General features: G+C 60.7%; 13 protein-coding genes and 1 tRNA gene. 5 read left to right on the forward strand and 9 right to left on the reverse strand.

The window, feature by feature from the left end:
* Positions 1 to 8 precede the first annotated feature (8 nt).
* Both WI560_RS32030 and WI560_RS32035 read right to left on the reverse strand, forming a co-directional pair.
* Complete coding sequence (locus WI560_RS32030) at positions 9 to 224, reverse strand: cysteine rich repeat-containing protein (RefSeq protein WP_375306348.1); 216 nt, start codon at positions 222 to 224, stop codon at positions 9 to 11.
* A gap of 175 nt (positions 225 to 399) precedes the next feature.
* Positions 400 to 708 (reverse strand): hypothetical protein, encoded by a 309-nt coding sequence (locus WI560_RS32035; RefSeq protein WP_257179192.1) that lies wholly within the window; start codon positions 706 to 708, stop codon positions 400 to 402.
* A 253-nt stretch (positions 709 to 961) separates the two neighbouring features.
* Between WI560_RS32035 and WI560_RS32040 the strand changes: the two genes are divergently transcribed.
* Positions 962 to 2,008: a polysaccharide deacetylase family protein gene (locus WI560_RS32040; RefSeq protein ID WP_375306349.1), complete on the forward strand. Its 1,047-nt coding sequence runs from the start codon at positions 962 to 964 to the stop codon at positions 2,006 to 2,008.
* A gap of 133 nt (positions 2,009 to 2,141) precedes the next feature.
* Here WI560_RS32040 and WI560_RS32045 read toward each other — a convergent pair whose 3' ends face one another.
* Both WI560_RS32045 and WI560_RS32050 read right to left on the reverse strand, forming a co-directional pair.
* Positions 2,142 to 2,546, reverse strand: a complete 405-nt coding sequence (locus tag WI560_RS32045) for a hypothetical protein (protein ID WP_375306350.1) — start codon at positions 2,544 to 2,546, stop codon at positions 2,142 to 2,144.
* Between the two features lie 1,755 nt (positions 2,547 to 4,301).
* Complete coding sequence (locus WI560_RS32050; protein WP_375306351.1) at positions 4,302 to 4,550, reverse strand: hypothetical protein; 249 nt, start codon at positions 4,548 to 4,550, stop codon at positions 4,302 to 4,304.
* A 389-nt stretch (positions 4,551 to 4,939) separates the two neighbouring features.
* On the opposite strand from WI560_RS32050, the gene WI560_RS32055 reads away from it, so the two are divergent.
* From WI560_RS32055 to WI560_RS32065, 3 genes are read left to right on the forward strand one after another with little or no spacing between them, the layout of a single operon-like run.
* Positions 4,940 to 6,913 (forward strand): hypothetical protein, encoded by a 1,974-nt coding sequence (locus WI560_RS32055; RefSeq protein WP_375306352.1) that lies wholly within the window; start codon positions 4,940 to 4,942, stop codon positions 6,911 to 6,913.
* On the forward strand, positions 6,910 to 7,563 hold the full coding sequence (locus WI560_RS32060) for a hypothetical protein (RefSeq protein ID WP_375306353.1): 654 nt from the start codon (positions 6,910 to 6,912) through the stop codon (positions 7,561 to 7,563). Before WI560_RS32055 ends, WI560_RS32060 begins: the two co-directional genes overlap by 4 nt.
* A complete protein-coding gene (locus WI560_RS32065) occupies positions 7,556 to 8,638 on the forward strand; it encodes a hypothetical protein (protein ID WP_375306354.1) in 1,083 nt (360 codons plus the stop codon). Before WI560_RS32060 ends, WI560_RS32065 begins: the two co-directional genes overlap by 8 nt.
* On the opposite strand, the gene WI560_RS32070 is transcribed toward WI560_RS32065, so the two are convergent.
* The 5 genes from WI560_RS32070 to WI560_RS32090 all read right to left on the reverse strand — a co-directional run bounded on the left by WI560_RS32070 (position 8,619) and on the right by WI560_RS32090 (position 14,372).
* Positions 8,619 to 9,917 (reverse strand): hypothetical protein, encoded by a 1,299-nt coding sequence (locus WI560_RS32070; RefSeq protein WP_375306355.1) that lies wholly within the window; start codon positions 9,915 to 9,917, stop codon positions 8,619 to 8,621. The two genes, WI560_RS32065 and WI560_RS32070, sit on opposite strands and share 20 nt — an antisense overlap.
* A 443-nt stretch (positions 9,918 to 10,360) precedes the next feature.
* Positions 10,361 to 10,436, reverse strand: a tRNA-Thr gene (locus WI560_RS32075).
* Between the two features lie 98 nt (positions 10,437 to 10,534).
* Positions 10,535 to 12,304 (reverse strand): heme biosynthesis protein HemY, encoded by a 1,770-nt coding sequence (locus WI560_RS32080; RefSeq protein ID WP_375306356.1) that lies wholly within the window; start codon positions 12,302 to 12,304, stop codon positions 10,535 to 10,537.
* A 36-nt stretch (positions 12,305 to 12,340) separates the two neighbouring features.
* A complete protein-coding gene (locus WI560_RS32085) occupies positions 12,341 to 13,561 on the reverse strand; it encodes a COG4223 family protein (RefSeq protein WP_375306357.1) in 1,221 nt (406 codons plus the stop codon).
* 64 nt (positions 13,562 to 13,625) lie between these two features.
* Positions 13,626 to 14,372, reverse strand: a complete 747-nt coding sequence (locus tag WI560_RS32090) for a uroporphyrinogen-III synthase (protein WP_375306358.1) — start codon at positions 14,370 to 14,372, stop codon at positions 13,626 to 13,628.
* 158 nt (positions 14,373 to 14,530) lie between these two features.
* Between WI560_RS32090 and tsaD the strand changes: the two genes are divergently transcribed.
* Positions 14,531 to 15,598 carry a tRNA (adenosine(37)-N6)-threonylcarbamoyltransferase complex transferase subunit TsaD gene (gene tsaD, locus WI560_RS32095; RefSeq protein ID WP_375308962.1) on the forward strand — a complete coding sequence of 356 codons (1,068 nt, stop codon included), beginning with the start codon at positions 14,531 to 14,533 and terminating at the stop codon, positions 15,596 to 15,598.

Consider the following 15,598-nt stretch of genomic DNA (forward strand, 5'->3'; position numbering starts at 1 on the left):
AATGACGATCACTGCCCGTTCTCGGTCAGCACCTTGTCGCAGCCTTTGCTCAGCCGCGTTCGATTCTGCTTGAGGCAAGCGAGCACGGCGCCGTCGCCGTTGTTCATCACGGCGCGGCAGAAGCGGCTGACATCGCGCGCGCAGGCATCGTGGCCGGGCTGCTGCTGCGCGGATGCGACCGAGGCGCTCAGGAGCAAGGGAATGATGAAAAGAAATCTGGTCATCGCGTAATGCCTCTTACCCGGAAAGATGTGCGGGGGAAGCTAGTGCGACGATCCCGCACCTGCAACGGCTTTATTGCCGGGCGGGAAGGGTGCCGCCGCGGAGCCCCGGCATGACGCCGGGGTCCATCGCGGGCGGGGAGCTGACCGGCGCGACGAGCGTTGTCGTCGCGCGTTGTTACTGGCTGTCCTGGGCGTCAGCGACCTTGCGCGAGGCGCCCTTGGCGAGATTCTTGTCCATCACCGCGCGGCAGCCGGCGCTTAAGTCCGAACGATGCTTGATCATGCAGGCCGTGATCTTCGGGATGTTGGGGATTTCCGACGAGCACAGGCGGAAGGCATCGCCAGTGCACATCTGCTGCGCCTCGGCCGAGAAGGCGAAGCTCGAGCTCGTCGAAGCGATCGAGACGATGGCGGCAATGCCCAGCGCCAGGCTGGCGTCGCGGAGACTGGCAGAGAAGGACTTGGTGCTCGAAGACTTGGTCATTTGAAGCTCCCATTGGCACCGCGCAGAGCGGGCCCGTTGTTGATGGGAACGACGATGCTCCGACAAAACAGTTTCCACCGTGATGACCGTCACGCGCCCCGCTCCGACTGTGACCTCGGTCACGTTGGCGCACCGTCCTGAAATTCCTGCACAACCGCCGTCGCGTTGGTGTCACGTTAACTGTTACTTCGCATTAATGGCGTGTCGCGCGGGAAATTCCGCAGGTTTGGTTGCGTAATTGGAAAGAGTAGCGATGCGTAATGCGTTGGGCCTGATGCTGGCCAGTGTAGTTGCGGCGGTCGTGATCGCCGCCGGCGGTTGGTTTTATTATTCCGCGCGCGCCGATCAGGGCGCTCCCAAGACAGTTGCTGCCCGTGCCGCCGATCCATTGCCGGCACCGGCAAAGTTCGCCGCCAGGGATGACGTCGAGACCACCGCGACGGTGGCGGCCAAGCCGGCGGCAGCCGCCCCGGCGCCCGCTCCCATGCCGGCGCAGCCGAAGCAGGCCTGCGCCAACCCGAACGCGCTCGGCGTCTCCCGCGTGGTCGAGATCGACACGACCGGCGGCCCCGGCTTCGGCTTCGATCATTTCAAGCAGTTCGACTTCCTCACCGAGAAGGAGGTCGTGCTGACCTTCGACGACGGTCCCTGGCCGGTGAACACGCCCGCGGTGCTGAAAGCGCTCGCCGACGAATGCACCAAGGGCCTGTTCTTCTCGGTCGGCAAGCACGCGACCTACCATCCGGAGATCCTGAAGCAGGTGCTGGCCCAGGGTCACACCGTCGGCACGCACACTTGGTCGCACGTCAATCTGAACGGCAAGAAGATGACCGAACAGATGGCCAAGGACGAGGTCGAGAAGGGCGTCAGCGCTGTGAAGTTCGCGCTCGGTGCCAACCCGGCTCCGTTCTTCCGCTTCCCGCAGCTTCAGCACAATCCGGCGATCGTGAGCTATTTCGGCACCCGCAACGTCGCGATGTTCTCGACCGACGTCGATTCCTTCGATTTCCGCAAGGGGGCCACGCCGGAGAAGATCATCGAGACGGTGATGACGCGGCTCGACAAGCTCGGCAAGGGCATCATCCTGATGCACGATTTCCAGAAGAACACCGGCATAGCCCTGCCGGCGCTGCTCGCGCGCCTCAAGGCCGGCGGCTACAAGGTCGTGCAGATGAAGGCCAAGACCACGATGCAGACTCTGCCGGAATATGACGAGGCGCTGATGAAGGACATGAAGGTGCCGACGGCAGGCACGAATACGCGTCCGATCGCGAGTGTCGTGCAGACGGTCTCGCAGTAACCGCGCCAAATCCAAACTTTTGCGTCATGGCCGGGCTTGTCCCGGCCATCCACGTTTTTGGATCAGGCGCGAAGACGTGGATGCCCGGGTCAAGCCCGGGCATGACGGCGAGATCGAGGTAAATGTCTGCGTCTTACCAATAGATGCCGTGACGGTGCAGCTCGCTGATGATGCGCCGCTCGGTCCAGCTGCGCTTGGGCTTCGGCTTGTCAGACGCTGCGGTTTTCCTGGTGGCCGGCTTGGCCGTCGTGGCCGACGGCGCGGTGGCCGTGGTCATAGGCGCGGCAGCCGCAGGTGCGGTTGTCGTGGCCGGCGGCGCAGACAGCGTCACGGCCGGCGGACGATCGGAATATTTCGGCGCCTCGGCAGCCGGCGCAGCTTCGCTCGCCTGCGCCGTAGTGCTGGTCGCCGATGTCGGCGCCGGCAGCGGAGCGGGACTCTGAGCGCCCGACGCTGCCAGCGACAGGCTGCGAGAGCCGTCAGCCTGGGCCGATGCGGCACTCAGGACCATGGCGGCAACCAGAATGATCTTGCGCATGTGAAGTCTCCCCGTGTTGGCGTGACCGGGACATTACGGGCAACGTGCTCGGGGTTAAGTGATTGGCCTCACATAAGCGCGGCACAATTTCGAACCGGCCGGCCGCGGTCAACACCCGCGCCGATAGATCCGCAGGCTCACGTCCGTAAAACCCATGCTGTTGAGCAGGCGCACGCCCTTTCCGCGTCCACGCGCGCAACGGATCGCCGCCGAGCCCACAGCATCAGAGCCGCAAACGCGATCGAGATTGGAGTGAAAGCTTTGAAACCTCTCGACACCCCGATCGGCACGAGGTTGTCACCCATGTCTCAGGTACGTTTCGTTACCTATGTGTCCAGGCCGGAATTTTTTCTCAAGAAGAACCCTGCAAATCGAGCACTTCTGGAGAAATGGGGGAAACAATTCGAGTCTTTATGCAAAGAGCAGACGACCGCCAATTTAGCTTGGCTCAGATTGACCTATCTGGACGTGAACGAGACTGATCCCCCCAGGGGTCGGGCTATCAACGTATTCAAAGCCATCGAATGGTGGCTGCCAATCACCTCCTCTTCTCCGACCAGACGCTGGTGCAGTATCGCCGGTGACTAAGAAGCAAGCCAACGCGGTATTACCTCGCAGAGGACTGGCCGGACCTAAGGTGGGGCTATGCCGAAAGACTTTTTTGTACGTTACACCAAGTAGCAGGTCGACGACCTTACTCCAGTCGTCTCGGCCACCAGGCCAAGCTCTGCGACCGTGCGCTCCTCCTCCCGCCATTTCGGCAATAAACGTCCCGAGCATCGGTTCATTTACGACCTCGCTCGGCGTTGGCCGGGCCTGGTGTTGTGTCCAGATTGGCGGAGCGGCGTGTGTCTTCTTGAAGTGGCGATCAATGACGCCGAACGTACCTGATTGCGCTCCAGCTGTTGTCGCGAGGAGATACTGATCGGTACCGTACACAGTATCGGTGAAGCTAAACTGAGGCCAAGCCTGATACAATTCCAATTGGCGTGTGCTAGATGATCCCTTCAGACTGACGCGCCTCGCCTTCGAAGCCATCTTCGCTTGAACCAGGGTGGCGACGCGCTTGGTCTTGCCGCTACCGGTGAAGTCCACGACAATCAGCAGATCAGCTAACTCACACGTTTGCACGTTCCTTCCGGCGGGCCGAAATCGCACCAGCGGCGCCGCATGACAGAACACGCCAGTCAAATTCAACGACATCTTAGATTTAGAGAGGATCGGCGCCCAATCCGCAGCGATCCTATTGACGCCACCCAGAACAAATGCGGCGACCAGACCGACCTCCGTCCGCGGGACCGTCCGCATTCCCTGTGAGCCGTGAAGCAACACATCCTCTATGACCGCATTCGCTGCGAGGGACATCTTCGCAATCGCTAGGGGTGTCATCATTGAAGGATTCAGATCAGAAAATCGATAGCTGACGCATCCTAAGCGAATACTGCGGTTCCGCAATTAGGCGTTTGATTGCAGCTCGCCACCCTGACTCGACGACTTGGATTCGCAAGCGCGGACGCAAATTATTGAGGCGCTGAGCCGTACTTTCTTTAGGAACATCGGCACGACGAACTGCTCGATTTCCTCCAGTTTGAGAGACGTCAATAACGCTCCCGGTGACACAGGCCTATGCGCGTTCTCCGCCCTCTATGCAAAGCGCAACGACTTAGCAGCCGTTGCACCAGCATTTCTTTAGACTCGCAGGCCGTCAATGGCCGACGAGCGCTACGACGCATCAAGCCTCGTACCAAGTACGTTCTATGATTTATCCCTCGCGACTTGGCGATCCACTTCTCTGTTTACGGCTTCGTTCAGACGGTTCAACATGAATGACTTCAGGTTTCCGCCTGCTGCCTTCACCACGCCAGCCTCGTTCACTCCAGCGTCCTTCGCCGCCTGCCGGCAGTCAAATGCCAGCTGCTCGGCCGTCGCGTTGTCATCATAAACCGTCGCATGAACATTTTCGTTTGCCCAGCCGTCCAGAAATTCCCATGGATTCTTTGCCATTAAGCGCCTCCTCATTGGTTTCGTTGAGACCTAGTCTTCACTGATGCGCTGCGCAAGGCTGGATCGAACAAGCACGAGATCCATTCATGCCACGACACTCGGCTCATATCTGCGTTCGGCACCCGGGGATTCTAACGCAGTTCAAAGCCTCAGGCTTGGCTAGACCACTTTCGTTCGACGTTCGTCGAATAGAAGGAGCAACCAAAGCTCTAGAACCTAGATCAGACAGTGAACTTCGCTCGAAGGGTAACTTGCAGCTCCCCCTGCACCCGCTGCTTCTACACATTAATCGTAGCGAAAATATTGTCTTGGCAGCAGCGCGACGTGTGCTTACAGTCGCCTACAACTAATCGGCCATTCTGGCAATAGAGCGAGGGGGACGCTCCCAATTGGCTTGCTTTCCATATTTTGAGAAGGTCGTAATTGCCGACTATCAGCTTTATCCTGGGAGGGACGAGGAACCAGGGCTTCAGGCTCACTTCTCGAAGGGACCCTGGATTCTTCTTGGCGTCAACGGCCTCGGAAAAAGCACCCTTCTTCTCATTCTGAAGCACCTGCTCGTTGGAGCTGTGAGCCTGCGCGGACCAGGTTTCACAGGTTCTAGAAGTGACCTGCTGCCGTTCGATAGCCGTTTCTTTTCCCATCGCGTCACCGATGCCAGCAAGGCCACCGCAACTGCATCCGTACGATTTGGCGGGGTCACACTTCATATCACTCGACAGCTTAAGGATCTTCGATTGACCGATGCCTATCGGTCCGATGACTCCGAAAACCACATTGTGAACGAGGATCAATACCGTCAGGTACTAGCTGATCTTATGGGGCTGGCCAATTTCGACGATTCAGTCCGCGCACTAGATAGAATCACATTCTTCCTCGAAAATCGCACCTCTCTAATTTGGGATGTATCCGCGCAATTTGAGATTTTCCGGGCGCTGCTCACCCCGACCATTTCGGAGGACCTGAGAAAGCTTGAGGCCGATATCGTTTCTAATGACAGTACCGCGCGAAACCTAAATGCGGCGCTCTACAAGCTAGTTTCTAAGAGAGATACAGAGATCGTTAGAACAAAAACGTCCGCTGAAACACAGGCTAGACTGGTTCAGGCAATCGCGCTGCTCGAATCCCTGGAGCAGCAGGAATTGGCCGCTCAGACGGAGTTGGCCTCGGCCGACGAAGAACGGATCGATCGAAGAATCGAGGTCAAACGGGCAGAACGAGCTGTCGAAGACGCGCTCCAAGCTTATCAGCAAACAAAATTTCAAGTCTTACGCCATGCATTCTCTGGAATTGAAGCGAACGAACAGTACGTCCTTCTAAAGATTATCGCGGAGAGGATTTGTCCTGCTTGCGGCAACGAAGCAGATGGGGCGGCAGAAACTCTCGAAGACCGGCGTAAGAAAAACCTCTGTCTCGTTTGCGGATCAGAGAAGCACTCAGATGGAAAAGTAGTCTCCACGACCGGCGTTCTTCAGTCCCAAGCCGAAGATCGCTTCCGTAGACTGGCGAGCCGCCAGAAGGATTTGAATAGCGCATTGGAGCGTTTCAATGCTGCCCTGGAGAGACACCGCAAGTGCGAGGAGAAGCTGGACGAGGTCCGTCGGAAGACTGACGAATCGCAGAAGGAGGTCCGCCGGCTCCGAGCCAGGCTTCCAACCAGCGATCAGAATGCCTTGGCGCGCGAGGAAACTAGGATTGAAGGTCTCCGGCGAGAGGTCCAAAACTTTCGCCGAGACCGCGAGCTGGCCGAACAAAAGATTGAGGGGCTGCTAAAAAGGCTAAAGCGCGCCGCTGAAAATCACCGGACTGAACTCGAGAAGAACTTCCATCGTCGTGTAAGGGCGTTCTTCGGGCAGGAGGTTCGGCTAGTTTACTCGGCACGAAAGGATAGGATCGGCCAGGGGGGCAAGGTTTTCGAATTTCCTGCCTTCGAAGTTGAAATGACTAGTGGCGCGAGCAGTGGCAACTTTATAAGGCGCACCGCCGATCAGGTTTCGCTCTCACAACGGGAGTATCTCGACATTGTCTTCAGAATGAGCCTTCTAGAGACCTTTAGCGATCGCGGTTGCAGTTTGGTGGTCGATGGACCGGAGGGATCGCTTGACGCTCTGTTTGCAGACCGAGCCGGCGAATTGTTCGATAGCTTTGGTCATCGAAGGACAACCTCAAACGTCATTTTAGCATGCAATGTGGTCGAGGGTGGGTTCATACCAAATACCTTACGTTCGTTTTCGACCCTTGCTCAACGCCGTGAGCGGGTGATCAATCTGATCGATATCGCAATCCCAACGGCGACTTTGGTGGGCTCGACCGCTGAATACAAAACAAAGCTCGCATCCATCTTGCGGAGCGGAACACGATGAGGGAGACCACGACAGTTTCCCTGATGACTCGCGCACGGCTTGTGCAAATCATGGCTGCGCTGGAGAGGAATGGGGCGACGCCAATACCATCCCGCTCCATACACTCATTCGCCTTCTTCGCAAACGTTCTGAGTCCAATTTGGGACCTGACGCCGCTAGATGGCAGCGTCCTCAAGGAAAGGACTGGACCGTTTTATCCGGCACTCCAACGCGAGATCGACTATCTCATCGGCCGTACGGTCCTCACAGTTGTGAGCCTAAAGAGCACAGGCCATGGAGAAGCGAGCTCCATCGAACCTTCGCTGCGACTTTCGAAGACGAATGCTCAACCCGTTTTGGATGTGGTGGACGCGCTCCCAGACGAGCAGATGACGGCACGTTTCCTCGATGAGCTTGCAGCGGCGTTTGTTGAAATCACGCCAGATGAGCGAACCGAGGCAGCTATACTGGATGCTGCCTATTCTGATCCGGCCGTTGCGTCTGGGCGTATTGTCGATTTTGCGGAATGGGTCGAACCCACTTTCGGCAACGCAGCGTGGAGTACCGCGCAAGCATTTCAACAGTACATGCCGAACAGAATGGTTCTCAACAAGGCGGAAAAGCTGGCCATGTACATGCGGCTCATCAAGAAGAGAGCCGCGAATGGATGACGATCAGGACTTTGGCGGCATCTCATCCGAGGAGATCGCCGATTTTGTACGCTCACTTGCCGCTCCTCCGTCCGAGGCTGGCGCGACTCCAACGGCCAGATTTTCACGACACGTTTCCAATTTGATTTTCGTCCGTGCGGCTTACGGCGAATCTAAGACATTCAGCGTCTTTCTTCGTAGCGAAGCACTCGCTGACGACGTTACAAGATGCGAATGCGTCGAATTTCCGTTGCTAAAGAACGGGTCCGATCCGGTCGCTGGACGCATTTGGATTTCGACAGCTAGTCTGACGACAACGTTCGAGGCAAAACTTGCTTGGAGCGACCAAACATCGCTTTTTCAAGCAATAAGGGATGCCGGTCTTGGTGCAATGCCTGCGCTTGTCGTGGATTGGCGGACGGGCGCGCCAATCGGAACCCTCTATCGCGAAGGACTGTCCAACGCGACCCAATCCGAGCAAGTGATCTTTGCCGAGTTGCCGATCTCACCCGTCGATTTAAAGGGCGTGCTCGACCGCTTCTATGATCGGTCCCTTCGAACCCCAGCACTCGTCGTTGAGGGCCACGCCATGAGAATTTGGAGCGAGGCGAACAAGGGGATACCCGAGCCTCGACCCGAGGAGCGTATTCAGGGCCGTTTGTCAGACTTTTTGAAGTCGGCTTTCCCAAGGTACGATGTTCGTTCGGAAACGCAAACGGCGGATGGCCGAGCCGACATTATAGTCTACCGGAAGGACACGACTGCTGGCAATTTGCCCGCTACGGTTACGCACTGGGTGCTCGAGTTGAAAGCACTTTGTGATATGACGAGCACCGGGAACGCAGTGCCGATGGCGAACGTGCCAACGGCAATATCAGACGGGCTTGATCAGGCGATCGCCTACAAGAGCCGTCTCAACGCGGTGAACGCCGCGCTGTGCTGCTTCGACATGCAGAAGGAAGAAGAGGACGAGAAGAGCCTCTTCGGTCACATCGATGAGGACGCAAAGAACGCAAACATCCACCTTTGGCGCTGGTATCTCTACCGACACACCAAGGCGTCTCGGAAGCAGAACATTAAGTCCGGCTCAATATGAGCAGCGTTTCTTTCAAGTCCGCCCTTGAGCCCTGTTGGGGAGACCCCCTCATCGAACGGCACGGATTCTTAGTGACTGTACGCAAGTTGAGGCCGGCCGATATCTCCGAGAGAATGTCAGCGACGGGGATTCGGATGCCAGCGTATCTACTGTCTCCAACCACGACATAGGCCCTTCCTCCAGCCGTTAGTGATTTTTGGATGCTGTACAAAACAGCTTCCATGTCAGCGAAGTAGGACTCGATCATCTCTGGAATCTTTTTGTTCCATAGCGTTAGTCGAGTAGCCTTCAGTTGTCCCACCACGTCTTCTAGGATTTTCGACTTAACATTCGGCACGTCGAATTTTCGATGGATCTGGACGTGGCTGCGGAGGGTGCGCATGCGCAGCTTACGATTGTCCGCGTAGCTTTTCAGATAACCGCACACCCACAGCTCGACGTTGTAGACATCTGTATAGTCAAACGAGTTTGGATATGGGGGCGAGGTAACGACCAAATCGAACTTCCTGCGCGCGGGTATCGAAGTTCGAGCATCGCCTCGTATCAGCTCGAAGTTCTTGCCTTTGCGAGATTGAAACTTCGAAATTTCGTAGATAGCTCGAAGGACGGCGGCCTTGAAGGCATCCTCGATGGAGTCCGGCGATACATCTCGCTCTTGCCAATTGCGTCGATATCTCCGACCTTTTCCACTCACCACCACATTGGATGTTTCAACAGCGATGTTTCCAAGCAGCACGCGAAAAAGACGGCGGTTGACGAGACTCCTCACGCTTGCAATTCGATCCGCGTAAGAAGCCAGTCTCCGCGCGATTGGCCTTGGGAAGATGAACCGGCCATCTACGCCGGGCTCAACGAAGGTAGCCGGCGCATATGCAAACGGACTACCTACCCGCCCGATTGGGGCGGAAACGACTGAATCAAAGTCTCGAATCAGACGATCCACGTCGTAGCTGGATAGCTTCGCTTCGATCAGATCGGCGAGGTAGGGGTTTACTTCAACGGTTGTAGGTTTGATCCCTAAAAATTGACACGCAAGACTGGTTGTCCCGGAGCCCCCAAACGGATCCAAGCAAGTACGCACCTTTCGGCCAAGCACCGCCGACGTTTCACGAGCTGCTTGTTCAATTAGCTCTGGAGCAAAGGCTTCCTTGAACGGGCGCCATCCTTGATAGGCCGCCTCCCGAGTACCTGCGTTTGTCGACAGATATTCCGGCTGTCGACCTTCCAACCAGTCACGAACAGATTGAGATGCTTGATCCCGACTTGGAAGGGAATCCATTATTGCAACAGACCGCAGGTAATGACGTCAATCGACTCTCACGCCAGATATATGCTCAATTTGTAAATTGATCTATAAGTTGAGAGAGCTGGCAGCCGCAACGTCTCGATCTGACACGCAGCTTGGTAGTCGATCGCAATGTTCACTGAACATCGGACGATGTTCTAGAACTGCGAACCGGGTCTGTTGCGGAGCCTTCATCATGTAGGAAGAGCAACGCTCGACATGCGAGGCAGGAAGGGGGCCGGCCAGCTTCGGGCGTAGTAGAAAATCGGTCTTTTGCTGATTCAAGCCAGGACGGAGCTTGCCGCAGAGGGGGCTATCCGAAATAAAAAAAATTGATGCGGGCGAGCGGTGGTTCCTCGGTGGTTCCTTTTCACGACATTGCGCTCGCGACAACACGAGGTGGCTGGAAAAATCATCTTATAAATCAGTGGAATAGGTGGTGCCGCAAGAGGGATTCGAACCCCCGACCCCGTCATTACGAATGACGTGCTCTACCGACTGAGCTATTGCGGCGAACCCTGCCGGGGCTTGGGCGATGCCAGCCCCGATACGCGCGCTCCTGATATCGGGCATGGCCCGAATTGGCAAGGACAAGCGGCTTCGAATTGCGCTCACGCGCCCCAGCGTGACCAGAACCCGCGCCAGCCCCCGGCCTGGGCCTTGGGTGTACCGATTTGTTCCGTAAATTCATCGCTCGGACCCTCGTCGTCGATCCCGGGATCGTCGGGGGCCCGGACGAGGGGGATGACCGCCGGAATCGGCGCTGAAGCGGGCTTGCCGAGGTCGGCACGGGTCCGGAACACCGGAGTGGCCGCCGGCGGCGACGATTCGGCGGGCTCGGAAGCCGGCTGGACCGGTTCGGCGGGCATGACCGCCGGCTCGGCCTTCATCGTTTCCTCGATGGTTTCTTTGGCGGCTTCCTTGGTCTCAGGCGGCGTATTGTCCTGGGCGGCGGGAGCCGGAGCCTCCGGCGCGGGCGGTTCCGTCGGGGCTTCACTGACCGCCACCGTCACGCGCTTCGGTGGCGGCGCCGCCAGCATGGCTTCCTCGAAGGCCGAAGATTCGATCGTGGAGCTCCTGTCCGAGGGCAGGCTGGCGACCGGTGTCTGCCACTGGAACGCATCGAGGCGGCCGGTGACCGGAGAGACCGGGCGCCAAGTGTCGCTGACGTAACCGTCCGCGGTCCAGGCCGGATCAAGGCGGGCGCGCACCGCGCGCAGGGTCCAGGCCCGGGCGCGGCCGCTATCGCCATGCTCGGCGCGCTCGATCTCGGCCATCAGCAGCGCGACGCGCTGGGTCGGATCGTTGAGATAGGGCGCGAGCACCTCGCGTGCACGGGCGAATTCGGAGGCGTCGATCGCGGCACGTGCGATCGCGAGCTGACCCTCGACATGGCCGGGCTTGTCGGCCGGCGTCTTCGCGGCGAGGGTCTCGATCCGCTGCAAGCGGTGCCAGGCGGTATCGCCGAGCTTCACATGCGCATAGGCCTCGGCAAGATCGGGATGCGGATTGGCGAGCCAGGCGGCTTCCACCAGCTTCATGGCGCGGCGCACCTGATGCGCCTCGCTCTCGAATTTCGCCGCGAGCACCGCGGCCGGCACCAGGGTCGGCGCGAGCTTGACCGCTTCCATCGCGCTCTCGCGCGCGACGTCGCGGTCCATGGTCTCCAGCTCCAGCGCGCGCGCCGTCAGCAGCACGCCGCGCTGCCGGCGATAGATCTGCTTGTCGATCTGCCCTGCGCGCAGATTCGAGTCGAGTATCGCGAGCGCGCCGCTCCAGTCGCCACGCGCGCAGCGGAAGCCAAGCACCGCATGCGAGGCCCAGGTCGAGGACGGCGACAGCTTGATCGCTTCCTCCGCGATCATCACCGCGCCGACCGCGTCGTCGGCGCGCTGCGCCTCGATGAACAGGCCGCGCAGGCCGAGCAGGCGCGTGTCCTCGCGCTCGGCCATGACGCGGAAGACGCGCTGCGCCTCCTCGCGATTGCCTTCGAGCTGCGCCGACTGCGCGTGCAGCAGCAGCGCGAGCGGATCGTTCGGTGCATGCCGCCGCGCCGCTTCGGCGTGACGACGGGCGAGCGCGGTATCGCCATGGCCGATCGCGAGCAGGCCTTGAGTGATGGCCTGGCGGCCCTTTGCGTGGCGCTTGTCGTGGCGGCGCCGCCGCAGGCGCTTCGGCGTGCGCCAGACCATCGTCAGGATGCTCCAGACCAGCACGACAGCCGCGGCAAAGAGGCCGAGCAAGAACACGAATCTGGGAAGCGTCGTCGAGATCCGGAAACCGCCTGCGGTCAGGACGAGATCGCCGGGCTGGTCGGCAACCCAGGCCGCGCCGGCCGCCGCCAGCGCGATCAGGACGAGAAAGAGGACGATGCGAAGCATGACGATCCCTATTACGCGCCGATTGTTGCGCGAATCTTATTGAGCAGGCTTGGCCGGATCAGATTTGGCCGGATCAGATTTGGCGAGATCCGCCATCGCATCGTCGGCGAATTTGCGGGACGCGGCGAGCGCGGCGTCGCGGGCATCGGCCTTGTCGAGCCAGGCCTGTGCCGCAGTGCGATCGGCCTCCGGCATCGACTTCAGCTCGCGCCGCGCCTCCACGAAATCGTTGCGCAGCGCCGCCGCCGTCACCCGCGCGACGATCGCGCCGCGGTCGTTGCCCACGCCGTCGGTGCGCTCGATGCGGACGAGTTTTGAGGCTCCCGCCTGAAGACGCTCGACGATGCCGGCACTCGCGGCCGGGGCTTCCGCCGGCGGCGACAGCTTCGGCACGATGGTGAGCAGCTCGCGGCTCAGCGCGACCGGCGTCGGGATGCCCGACGATGCGAACGCTTCGAGCGGCTTCAGCGTGTCGGGCTTGGCCGCCAGCGACCGCGCCGCGGCCAATTGCTGCTGATAGGGATCGCCGTGGCGAACAGCGACGTCAAGCAAAGCCGCCGCCACCACGCTGCGCAGCGGCTTGTCGTCCTTCGTGGCATCGGCGATCTTCTCGCCCTGTTGCGCGAGCTCCGCCCGTTCGGCTCTGCTGGCGCGTTCGAGCTGCGCGATGCGTTCGTTGAGCGCGGAAAGATCGGGCGCAGCGGCAGCTGGCGCGGACTTCACGTCGTTCAGTGCGCTCGCCGTCTTGTCGGCCTGCGTACGCAGATTGGCGATGTCGCTCCGCAAACTGCCGATCGATTTCTCGATCGCGTCGATCCGCGCCGCCATGGACGGATCGGTCGCGGGCCTGCCGGCCTTGGCCTCGACCGCGCTGACGCGTCCGCTCAGCGCTTCGACCGTCGCGCTCGTGACTTGCGGCGCGGCCGGCGGCGCCTGCACCGCCGGCCAGCCCAGCATCCAGCCGACCGCGATCACGATTGCAGCCGCGACAGCGCCGGAGACCGGCGCGATGACCCAGGGGGAAATCGACGACGCCGGAGCCTGCGCTTCGACGCGCTCCGGCTCTGCGTCAACCTGGTCGGGTTCTGCCTGTTCAGGCGCGGCGTGCTCCGGCGCCGGTGGGGCCTCGGGCTCGGCCGCCATCTCCTGCGGCTGGGTCGCGACTTCCGTGGCTTCGAGATCAATGGTGGGCGGAGTGCGCTTGGCACGACCGCTGTCGGGCGCCAATCCTGTGTCTTCAGGCTTGTCGTCGGCCATCGTGACGGTTCCTCACACTTCCATATCAAGGTGAACTAGATTGCGTCGGATTCGGCCCGACCTCTTACGCCAAACGGGTCTGCAAAGCACGCTCCAAGGTGGCAAATAAGGCATTTTCGTCCGGTGTCGCGGCAACCAGAACCTGCGACGCGCCGGCCTCGCGCAGCGCGCCCGCGACCGGCTCGGACAGACAGCATTGCGGTATCGCCAGCGCCGAGATTTCGACGCCCTCGTCCCTGGCCGCATCCAGGAACGCCCGGGCGCTGCGCCGGGAGTAGTGCAGCACCGCCTCGACCCCGTGGGCGGCAAAGCCCTCGCAGACCTCGCGCGGCAGATGCTTGACGGGCGTCATCCGATAGGTGGTCTGCGTGACCACGGAGAAACCCTCCGCATCGAGCTCACCGCCGAGGTCGCGCGACAGATCCGCGCCCGCGAGATACAGCAGCGTGCTCTTTTTCTTCAACACCTTGTCGCGCGCGCTCTGCATCACCTTGTCGCGCAAGGACGCGGCATCGCCACCGGCGACGATCACCCGGGTAAAGCCGGCGTCGCGCGCAGCAGTGGCCGTATGTTCGCCGACCGCAAACAACGGCAGCTCCAGAACACCAAGGTCGCGCAATTGCGGCGCGACGGCGCGGATCGCGTTGGCCGACGTGACGAGGACGGCGCCATAGGGAGCTTCACCTTTGTCATGAAAGGCGACCGGCTCGAACTTGAGCGCCGGCGCAAGCAGCACCGCATGCCCCCGCGCGCGCAGACTTGCCGCGGTCGCTTCATTGTCGGGATGCGGCCGTGTGACAAGAATGGACATCGCTGGTGTTCCCGAACCAATTGGCGGTGACGCACGACCCGGACGGCTTGCTTCGTGACGATTGCGCAATCTGGTCCCGGAATGCTACCGGACGTACCAGAACTCTGCTTTACGGATGAGCGCAAGGGCGCAAATTGGATAACAATTCGCCAATGCTGGTGCTGGGCATCGAAACCACCTGCGACGAGACCGCCGCGGCCGTGATCGAGCGCGCCTCTGACGGCAGCGGCAGGATCCTCTCCAACATCGTGCGGTCGCAGATCGAGGAGCATGCCCGCTTCGGCGGCGTGGTGCCGGAGATCGCCGCCCGCGCCCATGTCGACCTGCTCGACGGCATCGTCGATCGCGCCATGCGCGAGGCCGGCATCGGCTTCGGCGAGCTCGGCGGCGTCGCGGCCGCCGCGGGGCCGGGCCTGATCGGCGGCGTCATCGTCGGACTCACCACTGCAAAAGCGATCGCGATGGTCCACGACACGCCGCTGGTCGCAGTGAACCATCTGGAGGCGCATGCGCTGACGCCGCGCCTCACCGATGGCATCGCATTTCCCTATTGCCTGTTTCTCGCCTCCGGCGGCCACACCCAGATCGTCGCCGTCACCGGCGTCGGCCAATATGTGCGGCTCGGCACCACCGTCGACGATGCGATCGGCGAGGCCTTCGACAAGGTCGCGAAGATGCTGGGCCTGCCCTATCCCGGCGGCCCGCAGGTCGAGCGCGCGGCGGCGAGCGGCGATGCCACCCGCTTTGCGTTCCCGCGGCCGATGCAGGGCAGACCCGATGCCAATTTCTCGCTGTCGGGCTTGAAGACGGCGGTGCGCACCGAGGTGAGCCGGTTGCCGGAGATCACGCCGCAGGACATCAGCGATCTCTGCGCGAGCTTTCAGGCTGCGGTGCTCGAATCGACGGCCGACCGGTTGAACGTCGGCTTGAGACTTTTCCGCGAGAAATTCGGCGCTCCCAGCGCGCTCGTGGCCGCCGGCGGCGTCGCCGCCAATCAGGCGATCCGCGGCGCCCTCGACGAGGTCGCACGGCAAGCCGGGACGCAACTGATCATGCCGCCGCCAGCGCTCTGCACCGACAACGGCGCGATGATCGCATGGGCCGGCGCCGAGCGCCTCGCGCTCGGCATGACCGACACGATGGACGCGCAGCCGCGGGCGCGCTGGCTGCTCGACGCCAACGCGACGGCGCCGGCAGGCTACGGCAAGACGCGGGCGGGATACTAG

It is taken from the genome of Bradyrhizobium sp. A11, from assembly GCF_042077125.1.
GTDB classification, from domain to species: domain Bacteria; phylum Pseudomonadota; class Alphaproteobacteria; order Rhizobiales; family Xanthobacteraceae; genus Bradyrhizobium; species Bradyrhizobium japonicum_B.

Coding starts and splice junctions, on each gene's coding strand:
- WI560_RS32030 (WP_375306348.1), bottom strand. CDS start 224: ATGACCAGATTTCTTTTCATCATTCCCTTGCTCCTGAGCGCCTCGGTC.
- WI560_RS32035 (WP_257179192.1), bottom strand. CDS start 708: ATGACCAAGTCTTCGAGCACCAAGTCCTTCTCTGCCAGTCTCCGCGAC.
- WI560_RS32040 (WP_375306349.1), top strand. CDS start 962: ATGCGTAATGCGTTGGGCCTGATGCTGGCCAGTGTAGTTGCGGCGGTC.
- WI560_RS32045 (WP_375306350.1), bottom strand. CDS start 2,546: ATGCGCAAGATCATTCTGGTTGCCGCCATGGTCCTGAGTGCCGCATCG.
- WI560_RS32050 (WP_375306351.1), bottom strand. CDS start 4,550: ATGGCAAAGAATCCATGGGAATTTCTGGACGGCTGGGCAAACGAAAAT.
- WI560_RS32060 (WP_375306353.1), top strand. CDS start 6,910: ATGAGGGAGACCACGACAGTTTCCCTGATGACTCGCGCACGGCTTGTG.
- WI560_RS32065 (WP_375306354.1), top strand. CDS start 7,556: ATGGATGACGATCAGGACTTTGGCGGCATCTCATCCGAGGAGATCGCC.
- WI560_RS32070 (WP_375306355.1), bottom strand. CDS start 9,917: ATGGATTCCCTTCCAAGTCGGGATCAAGCATCTCAATCTGTTCGTGAC.
- WI560_RS32080 (WP_375306356.1), bottom strand. CDS start 12,304: ATGCTTCGCATCGTCCTCTTTCTCGTCCTGATCGCGCTGGCGGCGGCC.
- WI560_RS32085 (WP_375306357.1), bottom strand. CDS start 13,561: ATGGCCGACGACAAGCCTGAAGACACAGGATTGGCGCCCGACAGCGGT.
- WI560_RS32090 (WP_375306358.1), bottom strand. CDS start 14,372: ATGTCCATTCTTGTCACACGGCCGCATCCCGACAATGAAGCGACCGCG.